We start from the raw sequence: 20,290 nt of genomic DNA, 5'->3' as shown, positions 1-20,290 counted from the left end.
GGGAACGCACAGGCGTCTGGAGCTATCGCTTCAGAAGTCGTGGCGTATCGCGTTTGCACCAGAGACCCGCTTGGGGGGTCACTGGATTTTTTGCACTTATCCCGTCGTGGGCTCCAACTGCGAGCGCCATTGGCTTCCTTGCTTTGTCTGCCGGATACGGAATTACCCTTGGCGGACACGCCCGTGAAGTGAGCGAATCAGTTACATCCGCCGCCGGTTTTGCTGTTAACGAGATCAAAATGGAAGGTTTGCAGCGCGTCACCGAATTTCAGGTGCTGGAAGCGCTGGAACTTCATGAACGTCCTTCTCTGATGCTGTTTAACGCCAGCGAAGCGAAAGAGCGTCTGGAAGGCATTGCCTGGATCCGCAGTGCGTCGATCCAGAAGTTCTATCCGGGCACGCTGCGTGTGATGATCAAAGAGCAGGAGCCTTATGCGCTCTGGCAGCGGGGGAACATTACCTCCGTCATCACCAAGAAGGGCGAGGTCATCACCGATGAGGTGGATGGTCGTTATGCGAATTTGCTTCGTGTGGTCAATCACGGTGCGCAGCTGCGTGCGGGTGAGATCATGAGCGAGCTGGACAAGTTCCCGGGCATTCGTGCTCGTGTGCGCGCTGCGAAGCTGCGCTCCGAACGCCGTTGGGATCTGGCCATGGAAAATGGAATTACGGTGCGTCTGCCTGAATTTGATGTTGGAGACGCATTGGCTGAGCTGAAGAAGCTCGATGATCAGGGTGGTTTGCTCTCCCGCGATATCGTCGCGGTGGATCTGCGTTTGCAGGATCGTGTGGTGGTGCGTCTTTCCGATGATGCTGCCATTCGCCGTCAGACCACCATTGAACAACGAGGCACTCCCTCCAGCACTGGGAGGGACACATGAGCTCGAATAAGAACGTGATCTTCCTGCCGCGTATGCGGCCTTTGCCAAGCCGCAGATCTGTTGTGGTTTCTGTGCTGGACGTCGGCTCCACGAAAGTGTGCTGCATTATCGCGAAACTGGTGCCTGGTGATGAGGAAGACCTGATGCCGGGCCGTACCCACGGTGTTGAAGTGCTGGGTTACGGCTATCAGGCGTCTGCGGGCATGAAGTCCGGCGTTGTGGTGGACATGGATCAGGCCGAGCAGGCGATCCGCCGTGCAGTGGATCAGGCTGAGCGTATGGCCGGTGTGATGGTTGAAACCCTGCTGGTGACTGTGAGCTGTGGTCGCCTGCAGAGTGAGATCTTCTCCGCCACTGTGCCGCTTGGAACTGAAGGTGTTACGGAAGCCGATATTCAGCGTGTGCTGGCTGCTGGTTCTACCCATACAGCGACCGAAGGGCGGGCGGTGATGCATGCGCTGCCGATCTCCTACGGGCTGGATGGTAACCGTGGTATTCGCGACCCGCGTGGCATGATGGGCCGCAAGCTGGGCGTGGATATGCAGGTGGTTTCTGCTGAAGTGCCGCCAGTGCGTAATCTGGAGCTTTGTATTGAGCGCGGTCACCTGCAGGTGGAGTCTCTGGTGGCAACGCCATACGCAGCGGGCCTTTCCACGCTGGTGGAAGATGAGACTGAGCTGGGTGTTGCCTGCATTGATATGGGTGGCGGGACCACCACGCTTTCTATTTTTGTTGACGGTCAGATGGTGCATCTGGATGCGCTGGCTGTTGGCGGTAATCACGTCACCATGGACGTGGCGCGCGCGCTCTCCACACGGATGGAAGCTGCAGAGCGTTTGAAGGTTTTGCATGGTTCGGCCCTGCCAAGTGTGGTGGACGACCGTGATTTTATTCAGGTGCCGCCCGTGGATACGGATGGTGATCTGCCAACGCAGATTCCACGAGCGATGCTGACGCGGGTTATTCGCCCGCGCGTTGAAGAAATATTGGAGATGGTGCGTGACCGGATTGTCGCTTCCGGTTTCGCAGGCCGAGTGGGCAAGCGTGTTGTGCTGACAGGTGGGGGCAGTCAGCTGACTGGTCTTTCTGAAACCGCACGACGCATTCTTGGACGCAGTGTGCGTCTGGGTCGTCCGCTGGGTATCTCCGGTTTGCCAGAGGAAGCCAAGGGTCCGGCATTCTCGGCAGCTGTGGGCCTGCTGATTTATCCGCAGGTGGCACAGATCGAGCAATTCGAACCACGTCACCAACGCCGCGGTCTTACGGGCCGCGGGAGCTATCTGGCTCGAGTTGGGCAGTGGATTAGAGAAAGTTTCTAGTGGGGAAGCGCATAACCCCCACTATCACGAGTTTCGCCAGATGCGGCGGACGCACGAGAGGAAGAACGACATGCCCGGTTCGGGCATGTTATTAGGGTCGCGAGGTTAATATGACAATCAACCTGAAAATGCCTGATATTCAGGAATTGAAGCCCAGGATCACCGTATTCGGTGTTGGCGGCGGTGGCGGAAACGCCGTAAACAACATGGTCACCAGCGGTCTGCAAGGCTGCGACTTCGTTGTTGCTAACACAGACGCGCAGGCGCTTGCTCTTTGCCAGGCAGAGCGCGTGATTCAGATGGGTGTTGCTGTTACCGAAGGTCTGGGCGCTGGTTCCCAGCCTGAAGTTGGTGCAGCTGCTGCTGAAGAAGTTATTGACGAGATCAACGATCATCTGTCCGGCTCGCACATGGTGTTCATCACCGCGGGTATGGGCGGTGGCACCGGTACCGGTGCTGCGCCAGTTGTTGCTCGTGCTGCGCGTGAGCAGGGTATACTGACGGTAGGTGTGGTTACCAAACCTTTCCAGTTTGAAGGGTCCCGTCGTATGCGCGTTGCTGAAGCCGGCATTGAAGAGCTTCAGCGCAATGTTGACACTCTTATCGTTATTCCAAACCAGAACCTGTTCCGCATTGCCAATGCGCAGACCACCTTTGCTGATGCCTTCTCCATGGCTGACCAGGTGCTGTATTCCGGCGTTGCGAACGTCACTGACCTGATGGTTAAAGAAGGTCTCATCAACCTCGACTTTGCTGATGTGCGCTCCATTATGCGTGGCATGGGTAAAGCGATGATGGGTACTGGTGAAGCTTCCGGCGAGAAGCGCGCAATTCAGGCGGCTGAAGCTGCGATTGCGAACCCGCTGCTGGACGAGACTTCCATGAAGGGTGCTCGTGGTCTGCTTATCTCCATTACTGGTGGTAACGACCTGACCCTGTTTGAAGTTGACGAAGCTGCGACCCGCATCCGCGAGGAAGTGGACCCAGAAGCAAACATCATTCTTGGTGCAACCTTCGACGAGTCTCTGGACGGTATTATCCGCGTTTCTGTTGTTGCTACTGGCATCGACAAAGAAATGCGCGAAGATATCTCTCCTGCAGAGGTTCGTATGGCTGAACTCACAGAGCGACTCCAGAGCGCTACTACGTCTACGCCCAGTCCAGCGGTAGCTGCGCCGGTAGAAGTAGCTCCTGCACCGACTCCAGTTCGTGCGATGCGCGCGATGGGCTCAGCCGCAGTTGACGCACATATGGAAGTTGAGCCTGTTGCAGCTGTAACAGACCCTGAAGTTGAGATTGCTCCTTATCAGGCCCGTCGCTACGAGCCAGTACAGGAATATGACGCTCTTGAAGAGCCAACTCAGGTGGTTGAAGAACCAACAACCATCCCTGAACCATTTATTCCACCTGTTGCTCAGAAAGCTGAGCCACAGTCACGTATGCCACGTGTGGAAGACTTCCCGCCGATTGCGCAGCGCGAAATTCGTGCCCGCACTCCTCAGCAGGAAGCTCCGGCAGCACCAGCTCCACAGCCGGTTTCTGCTGCTCCTCAGCCAGCACCAGCCACTATGGCTCCGTCGGTTGAAGAGCACGAAGCGCATCACATGGAAGAAGAGCGCCGCCCAATGGGTCTCCTGCGCCGTCTGACTGGTGGTCTTGGCCGCCGCGAAGATGAGCACATGGAACACCATGAGCCAGTGCAGACAGACGCGTTCGCTGAGGCTCCACGCCAGCCAGCAGCGCCTCGTCCAGCCGAGCCTCAGAATCACGGTGCAACCGGGAATCTGGACGCTGGCGGACGCCCTGCGGCAGCACGCTCTCAGATGATGGAAGACGATCAGTTGGAAATCCCGGCGTTCCTGCGCCGCCAAGCCACCTGATTATCAACAGAACTCGCGCCTCTCGAGCAGCAATTCGGAGATTTCCGGATTGCTGCTTTGCGTTTTTAAGCGAAATTGTCGGTAAATGTACCTAAAATTTTCAGGACGTTACAAACCGTAATAAAGCTTTATTTTATTTGGTAAGCCCCAGGGGCTATGTTCCAGCCAACCCGGTGGGGGTATTCGAAAGTAGTGGCTCATGAGGTCTCGTATGTACCTAGAGCGGAATGATAAAGGCTGGAACATTATGGGAATGCGTGTCGAAAAACAGACAACGCTTGCAGACAGTGTAACCTTGAACGGAATTGGGGTTCACTCTGGCGGTCCAGCTTCCATTACCCTTCACCCTGCAGACGCAAACTCCGGTATTGTTTTTCATCGCAGCACCAAAGATGGGTATGTTGAGACGGAAGCAAGCTGGAAAGAAGTAACTGCAACCTCTTTGTGCACCGTACTCGGTGATCCTCATGACAGCGGCATCTCTACCGTTGAGCACCTGATGGCTGCTCTGCGCGGTATGGGCATTGATAATGTGACCGCTTACATCGATGGACCTGAGATGCCAATCATGGATGGTAGCTCCGAAGCATTCGTTGAAGCTATTGACCGCGTTGGCCTGAAAACGCTGAGCGCAAAGCGTCGTTACATCCGCGTTAAAGAAAAAGTCCGTTACGTTTCCGGTGATCAGTGGTGTGAACTCAACCCGTTTGACGGCACACGCTTTGATATCACCATTGATTTCGATCACGCAAAGATCGGTCGTCAGCAGCTTAAGTTTGACCTGACACCTGAGTTCTTCCGTGATGAGATCTCCCGCGCCCGTACCTTTGGTAGTGTGCAGGACGTCGAGAAACTCTGGAAGCTTGGCTTCGCTATGGGGTCTTCTCTTGAGAACTCCGTTGCTCTTGACGGTGACCGCGTTCTGAACCCTGAAGGCACTCGCTGGACTGACGAATTTGTACGTCACAAAAGCCTTGATGCAATTGGTGATCTGGCTCTGGCTGGTCTGCCTATTCTGGGTGAGTACCGTTCTTATAAAGGCGGCCACCGCATGAATCACTGCATCCTCGTGGAGCTGTTCAAGAACCCTGATGCCTTTGAAATTGTTGAGGCGGATGTGGCTCTGGAAGAGCGTTATGCACGCGAAAAAGGCCATGCAGAGCTCATTGGTGGGCTGCAGGCTGCTGCATTTGGTCCTGAGGTCTCCTAAGGCAAAAATAGTTATTCAACGGTTTTTGCCTCTATTCCGACATAAATTCGAGGCAAATGCTGTGGTACTACGTGACGTTATCCAAACATTGAGATAGAAGCGTGAACTTGGGAGGGATTTTACCCGAATCCCAACACGATAGGAGTCGGAGACATTGCTGCGTTCAGATGCTGCCGGGAATGCTTTGGGGGCCGATCGCCTCAAAAGAGTGATTAGATATGCCTCTTTGGCGTTGGCGCTCGTTGTTGCGGGCTGTGCCACCAAGGATGATGTTGACGACCTTGCGCTGGATGATACGCCTGCGGAAGTGATGTTCAACGAAGCTCTTGCTCTGCGTGCTTCTGGCGATATCAGTGGTGCTGCGAAGAAGTTCTATGAACTTGATCGCGTCTATCCTTACTCCGAATTCGCGCGTAAATCGCTCATCAACATTGCTTACCTGAACTTCAAGATGGGTAAGTATCCTGAAGCGGTTGCTGCTGCGGAACGCTTTACCACGCTTTATCCTGGTAACAAGGATTCAGCATATGCGCTCTTCATCATTGGTGAATCCTACTTCCGTCAGATCCCTGACGTAGGTCGCGACCAGGCTGTGACAGCCAAGGCGCTGGATGCCATGCGTGAAGTTGTGCAGCGTTACCCAGATTCTGAATACACCAAGCAGGCTCGTCAGCGTATCCGCGCAACGGAAGACCAGCTGGCTGGTAAGGAAATGGAAGTTGGCCGTTACTATCTGGCGCGCCGTAACTACCTGGCGTCCATCAACCGCTTCAAGGTTGTTGTGACCAACTACCAGACCACTCGTCACGTTGAAGAAGCGCTGTATCGCCTGACTGAAAGCTACTACGCTCTGGGTGTGACCAACGAAGCGCAGACAGCTGCAGCGGTGCTTGGACACAACTTCCCGCAGAGCCAGTGGTACCAAGATGCCTATTCTCTTTTGAAAAAGGGTGGTCTTGAGCCTCGTGAGAACAAAGGTAGCTGGCTTAGCCGCGCATTTGGGAATATGAAGATCCTCTAAGCCTTTTAAAGGAATCGGGGTGACGTAGACTACCATGCTGGCATCGCTTTCTATTCGGGATATCGTTCTCATTGACAAGCTGGACCTGCATTTCAGCGATGGAATGAGTGTTCTGACGGGTGAGACCGGTGCAGGTAAGTCTATTCTTCTTGACAGTTTGAGCCTCGCCCTTGGTGGGCGAGGAGATGCCGGACTGGTTCGGCATGGTGAAGACCGCGGTCAGGTGACTGCGGTTTTTGACGTTCCAATGGCGCATCCTTTGCGTACACTTCTTCAAGAAAATGATCTGGAACATGACGCCGACATCATCTTGCGCCGCGTGCAGGCGTCGGATGGTCGTACCCGTGCGTTTGTGAATGACTCACCTGTGAGCGCTGGCCTGTTGCGGCAGATCGGGGCGCTGCTGGTTGAGGTTCATGGTCAGCATGATGACCGTGCGCTGATTGATCCTGAAAGCCATCGCCAGCTGCTGGACAGCTTTGGTGGTTTGGAAGGGGATGCTGCGAAGGTCGCGATGAGTGCGAAGGCCGTTCGCAAAGCTGAGAAAACCCTGAAGGATCATGTTGCCCGCATTGAAGAAGCGCGCCGTGAGGCGGATTACTTGCGCTCCAGTGCGGATGAGCTGAGCACGCTTGATCCGAAAGAAGGGGAAGAGAACGAGCTCGCTCTGCGTCGTCAGGACATGATGCAGGTGGAGAAGATCGCTGGTGATCTGCGCGAAGGATATGAGGCGCTGGATGGCCCTGCCTCTCCAATCCCTGAGCTTTCCAGCCTGCTGCGCCGTCTTGAGCGCAAGGTGGATCTGGCGCCGAACTATCTGACCAGTGTGGTTGAGGCAATTGGCGGTTCTCTGGATCAACTGGAAGAAGCGCGGAGCGGCCTTGAACAGGCGCTGCGTGATACGGATTTTGACCCGCAGGAGCTGGAGCAGACCGAAGAGCGTCTGTTCGCGTTGCGGGCAGCGGCCCGGAAGTATTCCGTTCAGCCGGATGAGCTGGGCAAACTGCGTGAGCAGATGGAAGGTGACCTTTCTGATCTGGACGCAGGCGAAGAGAAACTGCAGGCGCTTGAGAGCGCTGTAGAGGCTGCCAAGCAGACCTATGATAAACTGGCTGCTGCGCTTTCAAAGAAGCGTCAGAAGACGGCCAAGGCGCTTGAAGATGCAGTCCATGCAGAGCTTCCGGCTCTCAAGCTGGAACGGGCGCGGTTTATCATAGACATCGAGAGCGATGAAGAGCAGCGTGGCTCTTCCGGTATCGACACTGTTGAGTTCTGGGCACAGACCAACCCGGGCACCCGTCCGGGGCCGATGTTCAAGGTGGCGTCCGGTGGTGAACTCTCCCGCTTCCTGCTGGCGCTGAAGGTGTCCTTGGCAGATAAAGGCTCTTCTCCGACGCTGGTGTTCGATGAGATCGATACAGGTGTTGGCGGTGCTGTTGCTGAGGCGATTGGTGTGCGTCTAGCACGTCTGGCCAATAGCGTGCAGGTGCTGACGGTTACTCATGCCCCGCAGGTGGCTGCGCGTGCAAACGGTCACTTCCTGATCCGCAAGGACGAGGTGGAGAAAGACCGCGTGGCAACCCGCGTGACCGAGATCGCGCAGGAAGATCGTCACGAGGAAATCGCCCGCATGCTGGCTGGTTCCACCATCACCGAAGAAGCCCGCGCCGCCGCCAAACGCCTGATGGGCCAGGAAGAGCTGGTATAGTTATCGGATCTGAGATAGCTTGATCAGCATTGACTGATTGAGCTATTTATCTGATGCATAATTTAAATTTCCCACCTGAAATCCAATGCAGGCTGCGCTCATACGACTGGCATAAAGACAGTATGGGTCGTTCAGCCTCCGATATCTTCATGCTTACCCAGAAGGGTGACCTCAAGCTTGTTCTTAAAGTTGAGCAGGATAGTCCGTTCGCCGAGCTAAGTGATGAAGCCAAGCGGTTGGAGTGGTTGACTGAGCGTGGAGTGCTGTGCCCTGAAGTGCAGTGGTTTGAGCAGTATGAAGGCCGTCAGTGGCTGCTGCTGACTGCGTTGAGTGGAACGGATCTTGTTTCTGATCCGGAGTTGCAACCGCTCCAGCAGGTGGAGATCCTTGCGGACGCGCTTCGCCATCTGCATAGTCTTGATTGGGAAGGTTGTCCTTACGATCATACGGTTGAGCTTGGCTTGCGTGAAGCGGAAGCGCGCATGAAAGCGGGGTTGGTGAACGAAGATGATTTTGATCCTGAATGGCAAGGTGAGCCTGCTCAAAAGCTCTTTTCTTATTTGACTGCCAATATTCCGGAAGTTCATGAGAAAGTGCTTTGTCATGGAGATGCCTGCTTGCCAAACTTTATGGCGACTGCGGGTGATTTCTCAGGGTATCTGGACTGTAGTCGCGTGGGGTTGGCGGATCGCTATCAGGATCTGGCATTAGCCGTGCGCAGCATTCGCTATAATCATGATGACGCAGCAGTCGAGCACTTTCTGAAGTGTTACGGCATCGAGCAGTTCGACAAAAAACGCGCCACCTTTTTCACGACCCTGGATGAGTTCTTCTAAGCCTCCTCCTCACTCATACTCCGCTTCCATGTAGATGGTGAAGCGGAGGGCGAGGATGATGGAGAGGGTTTGGGAGGCAGAGATGCCGAGCATGATGGCGATCTGGTATTGGACGGCTTCGATTGGATTGAAGCCACCAAGGATCTGACCTGTCATCATGCCGGGCAGGGAGACCAGCCCCAATGTCGCCATGCTGGCGATGACGGGGGAGGCGGCAGCGCGCAGGGAAGCTTTGACGAGTGTGCGGCGGGCTTCCAGCTTGGTGGCGCCCATGGTGGTGAGCAGTTCGATATGCTCCCGATCTTCCGGCGTTCTTAAGTTGAAGCGGCGCAGGGCGATGACCAATGAGCCCAGAGCGTTGCCGAGCAGCATGCCGGCGATGGGGATGGTGATCTGTGCGGAGTACCATGGCACCGGGCGGCTGAGCACGACGATGAACATGAGCAGTACTGGCAGCATAGCGATGAGAATGGCTGAGGTTAGCGGTATGGCGGACTTGAGCCGTGGCATCTCGGCTCGCCCTGCAGAGGTGATGGCTGCAATCAGCGCCATGGCGACCAGCCAGAGAATGTTAAGGGCGAGATTGTCCAGATCAAAGACGGTTTGCAGGTAAAATCCGATCACCAGTAACTGGATGCTCATGCGAGCGATGGATATGGCCAGATCCCTGGAGAGGTCCTTGAGGCCCATGGACCAGAGCAGGGAAAGTGGGATCACCGCAATAAAGTAGAAAAACGCCAGATCACTCCATGCAACAGTTGAGGTCATTGTGAGCGCTCCTCTGCGTTGATGTGGTCTGGTTCGGGAAGCGTGATGACCCGATCTATCTCGCCTTGCAGGTGAGCGTCATGGGTCACGATAAGCAAGGTTTCAGCCTGTTCCAGAAGCAGTTTGGCGCAGGCGAGGGCGTGGGCTTTGTCGAGCGCAGCGGTTGGCTCATCCGTGATCCAGAGGGGGCGTTTCAAAAGCAAGGCACGGGCAAGCGTGAGGCGTTGGCGTTCTCCGCCGGAAAGGCTGTTGGTGGCCTGATCCAGCGCACTGTTTGGCAGGCCTGCTTTGGAGAGAGCCTCCAGCATTGTGGCGTCGGTTGGCTTGAGTTTCTGATTTGTGTGCAGCTCAAACGGGGCAAGGAGAGCACCTCGAATGGTGTCTTCCAGCAGGCTGACGCGTTGTGGTAACCAGTTGAGGTGCTTGTACAGGTCTGCCCGGCCTCCTGACGTGAAGGCTTTGCCCTGGAAGAGCAGCTCACCGCTGTCTGGCTTGTCCAGCCCTGCCAGAATGCGCAGCAGAACGGTTTTGCCTCGGCCTGAGGGGGCACTGAGGCACAGCTTGTCACCTTCATAGAGCGTGAAAGAGAACTGGTGAAACAGCTGGCGACCTTGCTTGCTGACTGAGATGTTGCGGGCCTCAATAAGCGGCACACGCTCTGCTTCTGGAAGGGCGACCATAGGAACTCCTGATTGCAGCGCTAAAGTTCCTCAGATGCCCTTGAAAATCAAGGCAAGAGTGGTTTCTGTCCCGATTGATAGAGGTCTGGATATGGTTTGCAGCAGAAAGAGCTATACTGTGATGTCTTGTTGAGTAGCGAGATAGGCAGCCAGACTTTCCAGTGAGCTTTTCCAGCCTTCCTCATTGCTTGCCTTGAAGGTGGAGGTGGGGAACCAGGCTTCACGTACGATGAGGCGGGAGCGATTGTTTGGCAGTGGCTTGAAGGTCATGGTGATTGTGGTCGGATCAGAGGCCTTGCCGTCCTCATCGATCCATTGGCTGGTGTTGCTGATCAGGTGAGGACTGTCGATCTTGAGGTATTCGCCCTGCATGCGGTAGGTGGTGCCATCTGGCCCCGTCATGGTGGTTGACCATGCGCCGCCTTCTCTGAAGTCCATTCTGATCTCGGTGATCTGAAAGCCTTCCGGGCATCCCCAATGCTTCATGTGCTCCGGGGCAGCCCACATCTGGAACAGCAGCTCCACAGGGGCATCGAACTCTCTCATCAGGTGCAGCTCAAATGCTGTATCACTCATTCCTGTGTCTCCCCGTTCTGGAGGTTGCTCAGATAGTCATCAAGGCGACTGAAGGTTTCGCACCAGACTTTCTTCTGCTGACTGATCCAGTCTTCTGCCTTGGCGAGATTATCCGCTGAGATTTCGCAGATACGGACGCGTCCTGCCTTGCGTGTACGCACAAGACCGCAGTCTTCCAGCACTTTGAGATGCTGCGAGAAGGATTGCAGAGCCATGTTGTGATGCTGTGCCAACTCACTGACAGAGGCCGTGCCACGGCTCAACTGCTCAATGACCGCCCGACGGGTTGGATCGGCCAATGCATGGAAGAGATTATCAAGGGAAGCAGAACACTCAGTCATGTGCCTGAGTATTGGAAAGGAAGATACTCAGGTCAATGCCTGAGTAATTGGGGAGCTGCTTTGAGAAGGGTGGTGCAGCTGCCTTGGTGGTAGGGGGTACTTCACAGATCCATACCCCCAACCGAATACTGTGAGCTTATGATGTTGGGGCTTTTGCCTTGTTCATCATTTCAATCTCAGCCGGTGTCAGCTTACGTGTGCCTTTGCCGCGCTTGAGGTTGAAGGTGACCGGGTTTGGATAGTGGTCCAGAGTTGCGCCAGTTACAGCGTCAACGCCTACACCAACAACGCCGCCAATCAGGATGTTGCCAGCCATGCCAGCTGCACCCTTGCCGCTGACGCGGGTCTCAACATCGATGACCTGAGTCTGGTAGCCAGGCGCAGATGCTGTGAGCGTGAACTCTTTTTTGCGTGGTACGTTGATGACACATGGACCAACGCAGGTGTGAGCTGTTGTTGACGTGATCTTCGCGTGCTCTGGCTTCACGTCGATCTTGATGTCTTCAGTTGTACCGCGAACAACTGTGCCGCAACCTGCGAGAAGAACGCTGGATGCAACAACGCCAGCTACTAGATAAGTTTTCAATTCCGTATACCCCATAATTACGTGGGGGCTTAGTAGGCTCGTGACACATTTCAGTCAAATTTATTAATGAATTAACTGGTGATATCTTTATCCAATAAGTTGCAGGTAATGATTTGTTAAATTTTAGATACTTCTGAAATGCATAGATTTACTCATCTTTATTGCGCAAACGCTGTTTCACTTTCCTAAGAGATTCTTAAATTACGTAGCGTATTCAAATAATTAACTTGGTATCTTTTAAACTCTCCGGCAACCAAGAATTTGTGCCTGCGCAGAGCCCCATCTGAAGACTGAAAGCAATTTAGGGGTGGCGCATAGATGGAGGCCGGTAGATGTTTATCTCGTTCGCCCGCTTGCAGATCTATTTTTTCATCGCACTGCTGCTGATTGCAGTGGTTTATCCGATCTATTTGTTTGGATCGGTGATGGGTCTTGATGGATTCGATTTGCGCAGGGTGGGGGGAGACTTCTATCAGTTCCTGTTGGCCTCTCGTATGGCAGTCGCCGGGCAGGCGGCGCAGCTTTATGACTTTGGCTGGTTCTATGATGAAGTGCAGCGAAACGTTGTGGGTGGTTCCGGCTTTTACGCCTGGGTGCATCCGCCGAGCCTGCTGGTGTTTCTGGTTCCGTTATCCGGCCTGACTTATCTGCAAGCCTACAGCCTCTGGATGGGCCTGGGTGGTTTGCTTTCGTTTGCGGTTGCGTTCAGTCGCAAGGCGCCTATTCGGGCGTTTACGTTCTTCATCTTTGCTCCGGCCACATTGGTGAACCTCTTTTACGGCCAGTTTGGCATGCTGGCAGGTGGGTTCCTATATGGTGGGCTGCGTTTGATGAACCGGCATCCGGCGTTGGCTGGCGTGTTACTTGGGTGTGTGTCCATCAAGCCTGAGCTGTTCATGCTGATCCCGATTATTCTGATTGCCCATCGCAGCATTATTGCGCTGTGTGCCTGTGTGGCGACGGTGGCGTTTCTGGTGGATGCGTCTGCTGTGTTCTTCGGCTCCGGTCTGTGGTGGATCTATCTGGAAACCGTTCCGTCCTTGCTGGCGACTGTTATGGATCAGGGTGAGGGCAGCTTCCTTTATCTTATCCCGTCTGCGTTTGGTGCGATGCGGTCTCTTGGGTTCTCAGCAACAGCTGGGTATCTGGTGCAGCTGCCGTTCACGGTTATGGCGTTTGTGGTGACGTTCTGGCTGTTCATGCGGGAGCGGGAGCCGGTTGCGCGCAACCTTGCTGTGACCTTGTGCGTGTTGCTGGCAACGCCGTTCCTGTTCCTGTGGGATTATGCGGTGCTTTCTCCGGCGCTCTATTTGTATGCGACCCGGACTGGCCTGTTTGATGATGACGCGGATTCTCCTTATGTGGCGCCGCTGCTCCTGTTTGCCGTCTATCTGCTGCCGATCGTCAACATTGCACTGGCGGCGCATGGTTTCCCGGTTGGGCCGATCTTTACGGCACTGGCACTGGTTGTGGTGATTGTGCGGATGATGAGCACAGCCGAGACACAAATGAGTGTACCTGAGGATGAGCAGGAGGGGGATAACTCCTTTGCAGAGGAGCGTGAAAGCGATGAGGGGCTCGGGACGACCTGAGCCCGAGCTGCGAAAAACACAGCAACGCAGGTTTCACCCCAAAAAACGCAGAATAACGCAAATCTGCGCAAAAGAACGCAAAACGAGGTTAAAGCAGTTCGCATTTATGCTGAAATACGTGAACTGCTTTATCTTTTTTCTGCGTATCTTTATCCGAAAACCGGTTCCCACTTTTCGGCAATACACTCTAACTCTTTGAAATCTAACGGGATGAGTGCGGATGCCTCTCCTGAGCTCGTTAAATCCTGTCTAAACTCCCCAGTACCGGGTGGTTTGTTATTCCCGGTGGCGATATGAATAATCCCCCTAATTGATGATTAAACAGGTGGGTAGACCGGTGAGCCTTGCTGATACCTCTCAAAAAGACATTGAAGCGCTGAATGCAGAAGAAGCTGCGCTGGAGCTGGAGCGGCTGGCAGGGCTGATTGCTGAATATCGTGCAGCCTATGAAGATGATAGACCCATAGTTACTGATAGCGAGTATCGGCAACTATGCGAACGAAATCTGTCTATAGAAAAGCGTTTTCCAAACTTAGTAAGGGGCGATAGCCCAACACCTAAGCCTGATCCTTCTAGTGTAGATGTTTCGGCAGAAGAAGCTGCGCTGGAGCTGGAGCGGCTGGCAAGGCTGATTGCTGAATATGATGAAGCCTACCATACCCAAGATGCGCCGATTGTTGATGACGCTACCTATGATGGGCTGCGTCGCCGCAACGCGGCTCTGGAAGCCAAGTTTCCTGAGCTGGTGCGTGCAGATAGCCCGAGCAACCGGGTGGGCGGTGCTGTTGCTGAAGGCTTTGGCAAAATCACCCATGCCGTGCCGATGCTCTCGCTGGACAATGCGTTTTCCGATGAGGATGTGCAGGACTTTATCGGCAAGGTGCGCCGTTTCTTAAAGTACGATCCGCTGATGGGTGCGCTGGCTGTTACGGCTGAGCCGAAGATTGATGGGCTCTCCCTTTCTCTTCGCTATGAGAGCGGCAAGCTGGTTTATGCAGCGACCCGCGGTGATGGGGCTACTGGCGAGAATGTGACGGCTAATGCGCTGACTATTCAGGATATTCCGCAGGAGCTGCCTGCAGGCGTGCCGGATGTGGTTGAGGTGCGCGGCGAAGTTTACATGAGCCATGCGGATTTTGCGGCACTGAATGCGCGCATGGAAGCCAATGGCGGCAAGGTGTTTGCCAACCCGCGTAACGCGGCGGCTGGTTCTTTGCGCCAGCTGAACCCGGAAATCACCAAGACCCGTCCACTCAAATTCTTTGCCTATGCCTGGGGCGATATGAGCGAGGTTCCTGCTGATACGCAGATGGGCATGGTGGAGCTGTTCGGTGCGTGGGGTTTCCAGATCAACCCGCTGATGAAGCGCTGTGAGACAGTTGAGGAATTGCTGAAAGTTTTTCATGGCATCGAGGAGGATCGTTCCGGCCTCGGTTATGATATTGATGGTGTGGTTTACAAAGTGGATCGGCTCGATCTGCAGGGACGGCTGGGCTTTGTTTCCCGTTCTCCGCGCTGGGCGATTGCACACAAATTCCCGGCGGAGCGTGCATTTACTACCCTCAATGCCATCGAAATTCAGGTGGGCCGCACCGGTGCTTTGACCCCAGTTGCAAAACTGGAGCCTGTTACAGTCGGCGGTGTGGTGGTCTCCAATGCAACACTGCATAACGAAGATTACATCAAAGGCATCGGTCAGGATGGGGAATCCATTCGTGATGGCAAGGACTTACGCGTTGGCGATACAGTGATCATCCAGCGTGCCGGTGATGTTATCCCACAGATCGTGGATGTAGACCTGAGCAAACGGGCTGAAGATGCGCAGCCGTTCGAGTTTCCAACTGAATGTCCGGCGTGCAACTCGCATGCGATTAGGGAAACTAATCCAAACTCCGGGAAGGTCGACGCGGTACGTCGGTGTACTGGCGGATTGATATGCCCTGCGCAGGCGGTCGAGAAGCTGAAGCACTTCGTCTCACGCAATGCCTTCGATATTGAAGGGCTGGGCGAGAAACAGGTGGAAGCCTTCTACGAGTATGACATGGATAAAGGTGGTATCCGCACACCAGCGGACATCTTTACCCTGGCAGAACGGGATAAGGTTTCCCTCAATAAGCTGCGTTCTCGTGAAGGGTTTGGTGCGGTCTCTGCACGAAAGTTATTCGAAGCGATTGATAGTAAACGCCAAATCGAACTCAATCGCGTGATTTTCGGGCTCGGTATCCGCCATGTGGGCGAAGGCAACGCCAAGCTACTGGCACGGGCCTACTCCTCGTGGAAGGGGTTCCATGACGCGATGATCGCGGCAACGGATACGACCTCAGAAGCCTATCGCGAACTCAATGACATTGACGGGATTGGTGGAACGGTTGCCAATGCTCTGGTCGAGTTCTTTGCAGAAGAACACAACCTGACTGCTCTGGCCGCTTTGATGGAGCAGATCACACCGCTTGATGTGATTGTGGCTGATACGTCTGGCAGTCCTGTTGCTGGCAAAACGCTTGTGTTTACAGGTAGTTTGGAGCGTATGAGCCGTGATGAGGCCAAGGCGCGTGCGGAGAGTTTGGGGGCTAAGGTTTCTGGTTCCGTTTCCAAGAAAACTGATCTTGTGATTGCAGGTCCAAAGGCGGGATCCAAGCTCACTAAGGCGCAAAGCCTTGGCATTGATGTCATCTCTGAGGATGACTGGTTCGAGCTGGTTGGTGATCAATAAAAAAGCGAGGGAGCTGTTCGGCTCCTCTCGCTGCATTAGTAGGCTTGCGGCAGAGCCTACTTCTGCGCCAGTGTTGCTCTGAGGCGGACAGATGCTTCGGCACGTCCGCCGATATAGAGCATCATGTTTTTCCCGTCCGTCTGAACACTCATCGGGATTGTTTTCTCGACCTGCTTCTTCAGCGGATCATAACTTGCTTCAGCCTGCTCCAAAGCCTTGAGAGCTTTATCGTATTCCTGGATTTTCTTCTTCACTGCAGGCTGGGCCTTGATCAGCTTTTTGAGTTCCTTGGCCGTATCGCGATAGTTGGGATCGGTTTTCGGATCGATTTCCTTTTGCTGCAACTGGCTTTCCAGCACTCGTAACATCTTGTGTTTGGCGGAGATTTCGTCTTCCAGAGACTTTAGACCCTGCACGAAGCGATAGGTTCTGGACTTTTCTTTTTCCAGCGCTGCAATGTTGGATCGGGCTTTCTTCATCTCCGGCGCGTCCTCAACATGGTTGTCGTAGGTCAGCCGGATGGCAGCCTTTCCCTGGAAGATGAGTTTGTCGAAGCTTGCAGTGTCTGCCGCATGAATGTCCATCCGGCGCCTGATCTCAGCCCAGATGCTTGTGCGGTTTTTATAGAACTCGTCGTAGTTCTTATATTTGCAAATGACCTTCGGCATATCTCAAGCTCCATTCCAGTTGCGATGGAATGAGAGTGAGTAGAAAATCTTATCGAGACCTGTCGGGAGAGGCGTGCAATTGAGCCAAATTTGAAGATGTGATCGGCTCTTACAGGTGGAAATGAACTGAAACGCCAGCAAACCCGTTAGTCTTTGCTGGCGTTTCTTCATGTATTGCAATGAGTTACCTAGCCGATCTGTTTGCGGATCTCTGCCAGCATGGCCAGATGGGTATGGATGAAGGCGACCAGAATGGTTGCCGTTGCCACATCCACGTTCACGGGCTTTTTACCTGCTTCCGGCGTTTGAACCGCCAGCAAGTCCTCATGTCCTGTGATTTCAGTCGAGATGTAGAGGCGGTCAAAGTCATCGCCAGACGCGGCCTCCAGCTTCTTGTAGATGTCTTCCAGAGCGCTTGGGCGTGGTGGTGGTGTTGCACCTGTGGACTCGATGATCATCGAAACAGCAGCCTGTTCCTCACGCTCCAGCTCCGCAAACTGGCGCACCAGCGGGTTGCTGGCCTTCATGGTCGCCATCTCGCTGATGGCGAGTGAGAAGGGGCTGATGGTGAGGGTTTTGTTGGTGTAGTCCGTAGAGCCGTGATTGTCGGCCAAAGCGGAGGAGACCAGAGCAGGGGCGGCAATGAGTGAGCCGGACATGCCAAGGAGAGCGTTTCTGCGCGTCAGGTGTAACTTACCAGTCTTCATTGTTTTTCTTTCAGGTTGTTACAGTGGTTTTTATGGTTTGAAAGTGAAGTTCGTCCCATTGATCAGTTCTGGAAATTTCAGGTCCAGATATACGCAGTCTTCCTCTTTAAATCGCTAAGCCAGCACTTGATTTTTCAAGTATCTGGGATCTGGCTTGATAAAACACCACAGAGCAAAGCAAGTTTCACCCAAGAGTTACTGGGCGAAGATGTGCTGATGCGCAAAACGATGTGTATCTCTTTGCTGACGCCTCGCTTCTTCAATGTTGTTGCTATATTGTTCTTCGTGAACTATTGGAGATTCTCCCTCTGATTTGAGAGGGGTATGCGTTCAAAGGATCCAACGAGCTCAATGGCAAATTCTTCTGGCCCACTACATCGCGGAATGCCTTCCAACCCTGCTGATCCTCTGGCTGCACCACAGCCCAAGGCAGGTGGTATAGCAGCGAGGGCCATGGCAGCACGGCAAACGACCATGCCTGCCTACATGGAAGGATTGAATGCGGAACAGCGCCTTGCTGTTGAGACGATCAACGGTCCGGTGCTGGTGCTTGCTGGCGCAGGTACGGGTAAGACGCGCGTTCTGACAACGCGTATTGCCCATATTCTGGCGACAGGGCATGCCACTCCGGGGCAGATCCTTGCTGTGACCTTTACCAACAAGGCAGCTCGCGAGATGAAGGAGCGCATCGGCGCTTACATTGGCGAGAACGTGGAAGGCATGGCGTGGCTGGGCACGTTCCACGCGATCTGTGTGAAGATCCTGCGCCGTCATGCTGAGCTGGTTGGTCTGAAGTCTTCCTTCTCGATTCTGGATACGGATGACCAGGTTCGCCTGATCAAGCAGATCATTCAGGCGGAAGGTCTGGATGAAAAGCGTTGGACGGCAAAGACTTTTGCCGGGTTGCTGGACAGCTGGAAAAACCGCGGGCTGACACCGGATCAGATTTCTGCCGGTGAAGCGCAGGCCTTTGCGAATGGTTTGGGGCGCAAGCTCTATCAGACCTATCAGGAACGTCTCTCCATTCTGAACGCCTGTGACTTTGGTGATTTGCTACTGCACTGCATCACCATTTTCAAAGAGCATGATGATGTTCTGAAGAGTTTCCAGAGCCGTTTCCGTTACATGCTGGTGGACGAGTATCAGGACACCAACATCGCGCAGTACATGTGGCTGCGTCTGCTGGCACAGGGCAACTCCAACGTTGCCTGTGTGGGGGATGATGACCAGTCGATCTATGGCTGGCGTGGTGCTGAAGTTGATAACATCCTGAGATTTGAGCAGGATTTCCCGGGCGCGACCGTGGTTCGTCTGGAGCGGAACTACCGCTCGACCAGCCACATTCTGTCTGCTGCCTCTCATCTGATTGCCCACAATCAGGGCCGACTGGGCAAGACCCTCTTCACCGATCAGGTGGGATCTGAGGATGAAGATAAGGTGCAGGTCGCCTCTGCCTGGGACTCTCAGGAGGAAGCGCGCTCCATCGGTGATGAGATCGAAGCGCTGCAGAACCATGGCCATTCGTTGAATGAGATGGCCATTCTGGTGCGAGCTTCGTTCCAGATGCGAGAGTTTGAAGACCGGTTTGTAACGCTTGGCCTGAACTACCGCGTGATTGGCGGTCCTCGCTTCTACGAGCGCATGGAAATCCGTGATGCGCTAGCCTATTTCCGCTGTGTGATGCAGCCCTCTGATGATCTGGCGTTTGAACGTATTGTGAACACGCCGAAACGTGGACTTGGTGAGGCCACTCTGAAGATTGTGCATGCCTATGCGCGGGAGCGGGCTATACCGTTGATGATTGCGGCGGGGGAGCTGGTGCAGACCAATGAACTGCGGCCTAAAGCGCGTGCTGCCTTGGCTGATGTTCTTGGCATGTTTGAGAACTGGCGCAATCAGGTTGAGACCATGAGCCATACAGAGCTTGCGGAAATCATCCTTGATGAGAGCGGTTATACCCAGATGTGGCGTCAGGATCGGTCAGCGGAAGCGCCGGGACGACTGGACAACCTGAAAGAACTTATCCGCTCTATGGAAGAGTTCGAGAGCATGGCTGGGTTCCTTGAGCACATCTCGCTGGTGATGGATAAGGACAGCGATGTGGAAGAGGATGCGGTGTCCATCATGACGCTGCACTCCGCGAAAGGCCTTGAATTTGATACGGTTTTCCTGCCGGGCTGGGAAGAGGGCGTGTTCCCGAACCAGCGGGCGTTGGATGAGACCGGACAGGCTGGTCTGGAAGAAGAGCGGCGCCTCGCTTATGTGGGTCTTACCCGTGGCCGTAAGCGTGTGAAGGTGTGGTTCACCTCTAACCGCCGTATCCATGGGTCCTGGCAGTCCTGTATTCCTTCCCGTTTTCTGGATGAGTTACCCGCAGACAGCGTTGAGGTTGTTGAGGCCTCCAGCTCCTATGGTGGCTATGGTCTGAACAGTGCTGGCGGTGGTTATGGTGCCAGCCGGTTCGACAATAGCGACCCGTTCCAGAGCAAGTACTCCACTCCAGGTTGGCAACGCGCCCGCAAGGCGCAGGCCTCTGGTCAGCAGTATGGCCGGATGCATGGTGGGAACCAAACTCGACGTGCCAAGAAGGCGGGTCCGATGACCATTGAGGGTGAGCTGGTGGCCAAGAGCGTTACTGAGGTTGGCAGTGACTTTGCCATTGGTGAGCGCATCTTCCATATGAAGTTTGGCTACGGCTCCATCAGTGACATTGAGGGGAATAAGCTCACTGTCGACTTTGAAAAGGCTGGCCAAAAGAAAGTGCTCGATAGCTTTGTCGAGCGGGCATAACCTGCAACTCAAGC

17 protein-coding genes are annotated in these 20,290 nt (G+C 54.4%); 10 read left to right on the top strand and 7 right to left on the bottom strand.

Annotation, left to right across the window (positions count from 1 at the left end; all coding sequences use genetic code 11):
* The first annotated feature begins 188 nt into the window (after positions 1-188).
* The 7 genes from AC3CB2_RS14215 to AC3CB2_RS14185 all read left to right on the top strand — a co-directional run bounded on the left by AC3CB2_RS14215 (position 189) and on the right by AC3CB2_RS14185 (position 8,855).
* On the top strand, positions 189-881 hold the full coding sequence (locus tag AC3CB2_RS14215; protein WP_352933526.1) for a cell division protein FtsQ/DivIB: 693 nt from the start codon (positions 189-191) through the stop codon (positions 879-881).
* Entirely contained in the window at positions 878-2,200 is a 1,323-nt protein-coding gene (gene ftsA / locus AC3CB2_RS14210; protein ID WP_008547536.1) for a cell division protein FtsA, read from the top strand. Before AC3CB2_RS14215 ends, ftsA begins: the two co-directional genes overlap by 4 nt.
* Before the next feature lie 110 nt (positions 2,201-2,310).
* Complete coding sequence (ftsZ, locus tag AC3CB2_RS14205; protein ID WP_352933523.1) at positions 2,311-4,080, top strand: cell division protein FtsZ; 1,770 nt, start codon at positions 2,311-2,313, stop codon at positions 4,078-4,080.
* 247 nt (positions 4,081-4,327) lie between these two features.
* On the top strand, positions 4,328-5,290 hold the full coding sequence (gene lpxC, locus AC3CB2_RS14200; RefSeq protein WP_008548064.1) for a UDP-3-O-acyl-N-acetylglucosamine deacetylase: 963 nt from the start codon (positions 4,328-4,330) through the stop codon (positions 5,288-5,290).
* 154 nt (positions 5,291-5,444) lie between these two features.
* Positions 5,445-6,311, top strand: coding sequence for an outer membrane protein assembly factor BamD (locus AC3CB2_RS14195; RefSeq protein ID WP_054782683.1), 867 nt, complete (start codon positions 5,445-5,447; stop codon positions 6,309-6,311).
* A 34-nt stretch (positions 6,312-6,345) separates the two neighbouring features.
* Positions 6,346-8,019: a DNA repair protein RecN gene (gene recN / locus AC3CB2_RS14190; RefSeq protein ID WP_014286609.1), complete on the top strand. Its 1,674-nt coding sequence runs from the start codon at positions 6,346-6,348 to the stop codon at positions 8,017-8,019.
* A 53-nt stretch (positions 8,020-8,072) separates the two neighbouring features.
* Positions 8,073-8,855: an APH(3') family aminoglycoside O-phosphotransferase gene (locus AC3CB2_RS14185; RefSeq protein ID WP_352933520.1), complete on the top strand. Its 783-nt coding sequence runs from the start codon at positions 8,073-8,075 to the stop codon at positions 8,853-8,855.
* A 9-nt stretch (positions 8,856-8,864) separates the two neighbouring features.
* Here the strand turns inward: AC3CB2_RS14185 and AC3CB2_RS14180 are convergent, their stop codons facing one another.
* From AC3CB2_RS14180 to AC3CB2_RS14160, 5 genes are all read right to left on the bottom strand, one after another.
* Positions 8,865-9,623, bottom strand: a complete 759-nt coding sequence (locus AC3CB2_RS14180) for an ABC transporter permease (protein ID WP_352933518.1) — start codon at positions 9,621-9,623, stop codon at positions 8,865-8,867.
* On the bottom strand, positions 9,620-10,303 hold the full coding sequence (locus AC3CB2_RS14175) for an ABC transporter ATP-binding protein (protein ID WP_352933517.1): 684 nt from the start codon (positions 10,301-10,303) through the stop codon (positions 9,620-9,622). The genes AC3CB2_RS14180 and AC3CB2_RS14175 overlap by 4 nt, the downstream gene beginning before the upstream one ends.
* A 111-nt stretch (positions 10,304-10,414) precedes the next feature.
* Positions 10,415-10,879, bottom strand: coding sequence for an SRPBCC family protein (locus tag AC3CB2_RS14170; protein WP_352933515.1), 465 nt, complete (start codon positions 10,877-10,879; stop codon positions 10,415-10,417).
* Positions 10,876-11,220 (bottom strand): ArsR/SmtB family transcription factor, encoded by a 345-nt coding sequence (locus AC3CB2_RS14165; RefSeq protein ID WP_352933513.1) that lies wholly within the window; start codon positions 11,218-11,220, stop codon positions 10,876-10,878. Before AC3CB2_RS14165 ends, AC3CB2_RS14170 begins: the two co-directional genes overlap by 4 nt.
* A gap of 136 nt (positions 11,221-11,356) precedes the next feature.
* Positions 11,357-11,806, bottom strand: coding sequence for a translation initiation factor 2 (locus AC3CB2_RS14160; protein WP_352933511.1), 450 nt, complete (start codon positions 11,804-11,806; stop codon positions 11,357-11,359).
* Between the two features lie 332 nt (positions 11,807-12,138).
* Here AC3CB2_RS14160 and AC3CB2_RS14155 point away from each other — a divergent pair, with 332 nt between their 5' ends.
* Complete coding sequence (locus AC3CB2_RS14155; RefSeq protein WP_352933509.1) at positions 12,139-13,398, top strand: glycosyltransferase family 87 protein; 1,260 nt, start codon at positions 12,139-12,141, stop codon at positions 13,396-13,398.
* 337 nt (positions 13,399-13,735) lie between these two features.
* A complete protein-coding gene (ligA, locus tag AC3CB2_RS14150; protein WP_352933506.1) occupies positions 13,736-16,111 on the top strand; it encodes an NAD-dependent DNA ligase LigA in 2,376 nt (791 codons plus the stop codon).
* Between the two features lie 56 nt (positions 16,112-16,167).
* Here ligA and AC3CB2_RS14145 read toward each other — a convergent pair whose 3' ends face one another.
* Positions 16,168-16,779, bottom strand: coding sequence for a hypothetical protein (locus tag AC3CB2_RS14145; RefSeq protein WP_352933503.1), 612 nt, complete (start codon positions 16,777-16,779; stop codon positions 16,168-16,170).
* 188 nt (positions 16,780-16,967) lie between these two features.
* On the bottom strand, positions 16,968-17,486 hold the full coding sequence (locus AC3CB2_RS14140) for a DUF4142 domain-containing protein (protein WP_352933500.1): 519 nt from the start codon (positions 17,484-17,486) through the stop codon (positions 16,968-16,970).
* 384 nt (positions 17,487-17,870) lie between these two features.
* Here AC3CB2_RS14140 and AC3CB2_RS14135 point away from each other — a divergent pair, with 384 nt between their 5' ends.
* Complete coding sequence (locus tag AC3CB2_RS14135) at positions 17,871-20,276, top strand: ATP-dependent helicase (RefSeq protein WP_352934171.1); 2,406 nt, start codon at positions 17,871-17,873, stop codon at positions 20,274-20,276.
* The last annotated feature ends 14 nt before the right edge of the window (positions 20,277-20,290 follow it).

This window comes from Pseudovibrio sp. SCP20, assembly GCF_057774105.1.
This window is presented reverse-complemented; position numbering and strand designations above follow the sequence as displayed.

What these genes read in the sequence shown, in the direction of transcription:
- ftsA (WP_008547536.1), top strand. Translation starts at nt 878, where the DNA reads ATGAGCTCGAATAAGAACGTGATCTTCCTGCCGCGTATGCGGCCTTTG.
- ftsZ (WP_352933523.1), top strand. Translation starts at nt 2,311, where the DNA reads ATGACAATCAACCTGAAAATGCCTGATATTCAGGAATTGAAGCCCAGG.
- lpxC (WP_008548064.1), top strand. Translation starts at nt 4,328, where the DNA reads ATGGGAATGCGTGTCGAAAAACAGACAACGCTTGCAGACAGTGTAACC.
- recN (WP_014286609.1), top strand. Translation starts at nt 6,346, where the DNA reads ATGCTGGCATCGCTTTCTATTCGGGATATCGTTCTCATTGACAAGCTG.
- AC3CB2_RS14185 (WP_352933520.1), top strand. Translation starts at nt 8,073, where the DNA reads ATGCATAATTTAAATTTCCCACCTGAAATCCAATGCAGGCTGCGCTCA.
- AC3CB2_RS14180 (WP_352933518.1), bottom strand. Translation starts at nt 9,623, where the DNA reads ATGACCTCAACTGTTGCATGGAGTGATCTGGCGTTTTTCTACTTTATT.
- AC3CB2_RS14175 (WP_352933517.1), bottom strand. Translation starts at nt 10,303, where the DNA reads ATGGTCGCCCTTCCAGAAGCAGAGCGTGTGCCGCTTATTGAGGCCCGC.
- AC3CB2_RS14170 (WP_352933515.1), bottom strand. Translation starts at nt 10,879, where the DNA reads ATGAGTGATACAGCATTTGAGCTGCACCTGATGAGAGAGTTCGATGCC.
- AC3CB2_RS14165 (WP_352933513.1), bottom strand. Translation starts at nt 11,220, where the DNA reads ATGACTGAGTGTTCTGCTTCCCTTGATAATCTCTTCCATGCATTGGCC.
- AC3CB2_RS14155 (WP_352933509.1), top strand. Translation starts at nt 12,139, where the DNA reads ATGTTTATCTCGTTCGCCCGCTTGCAGATCTATTTTTTCATCGCACTG.
- AC3CB2_RS14145 (WP_352933503.1), bottom strand. Translation starts at nt 16,779, where the DNA reads ATGCCGAAGGTCATTTGCAAATATAAGAACTACGACGAGTTCTATAAA.
- AC3CB2_RS14140 (WP_352933500.1), bottom strand. Translation starts at nt 17,486, where the DNA reads ATGAAGACTGGTAAGTTACACCTGACGCGCAGAAACGCTCTCCTTGGC.
- AC3CB2_RS14135 (WP_352934171.1), top strand. Translation starts at nt 17,871, where the DNA reads ATGCCTTCCAACCCTGCTGATCCTCTGGCTGCACCACAGCCCAAGGCA.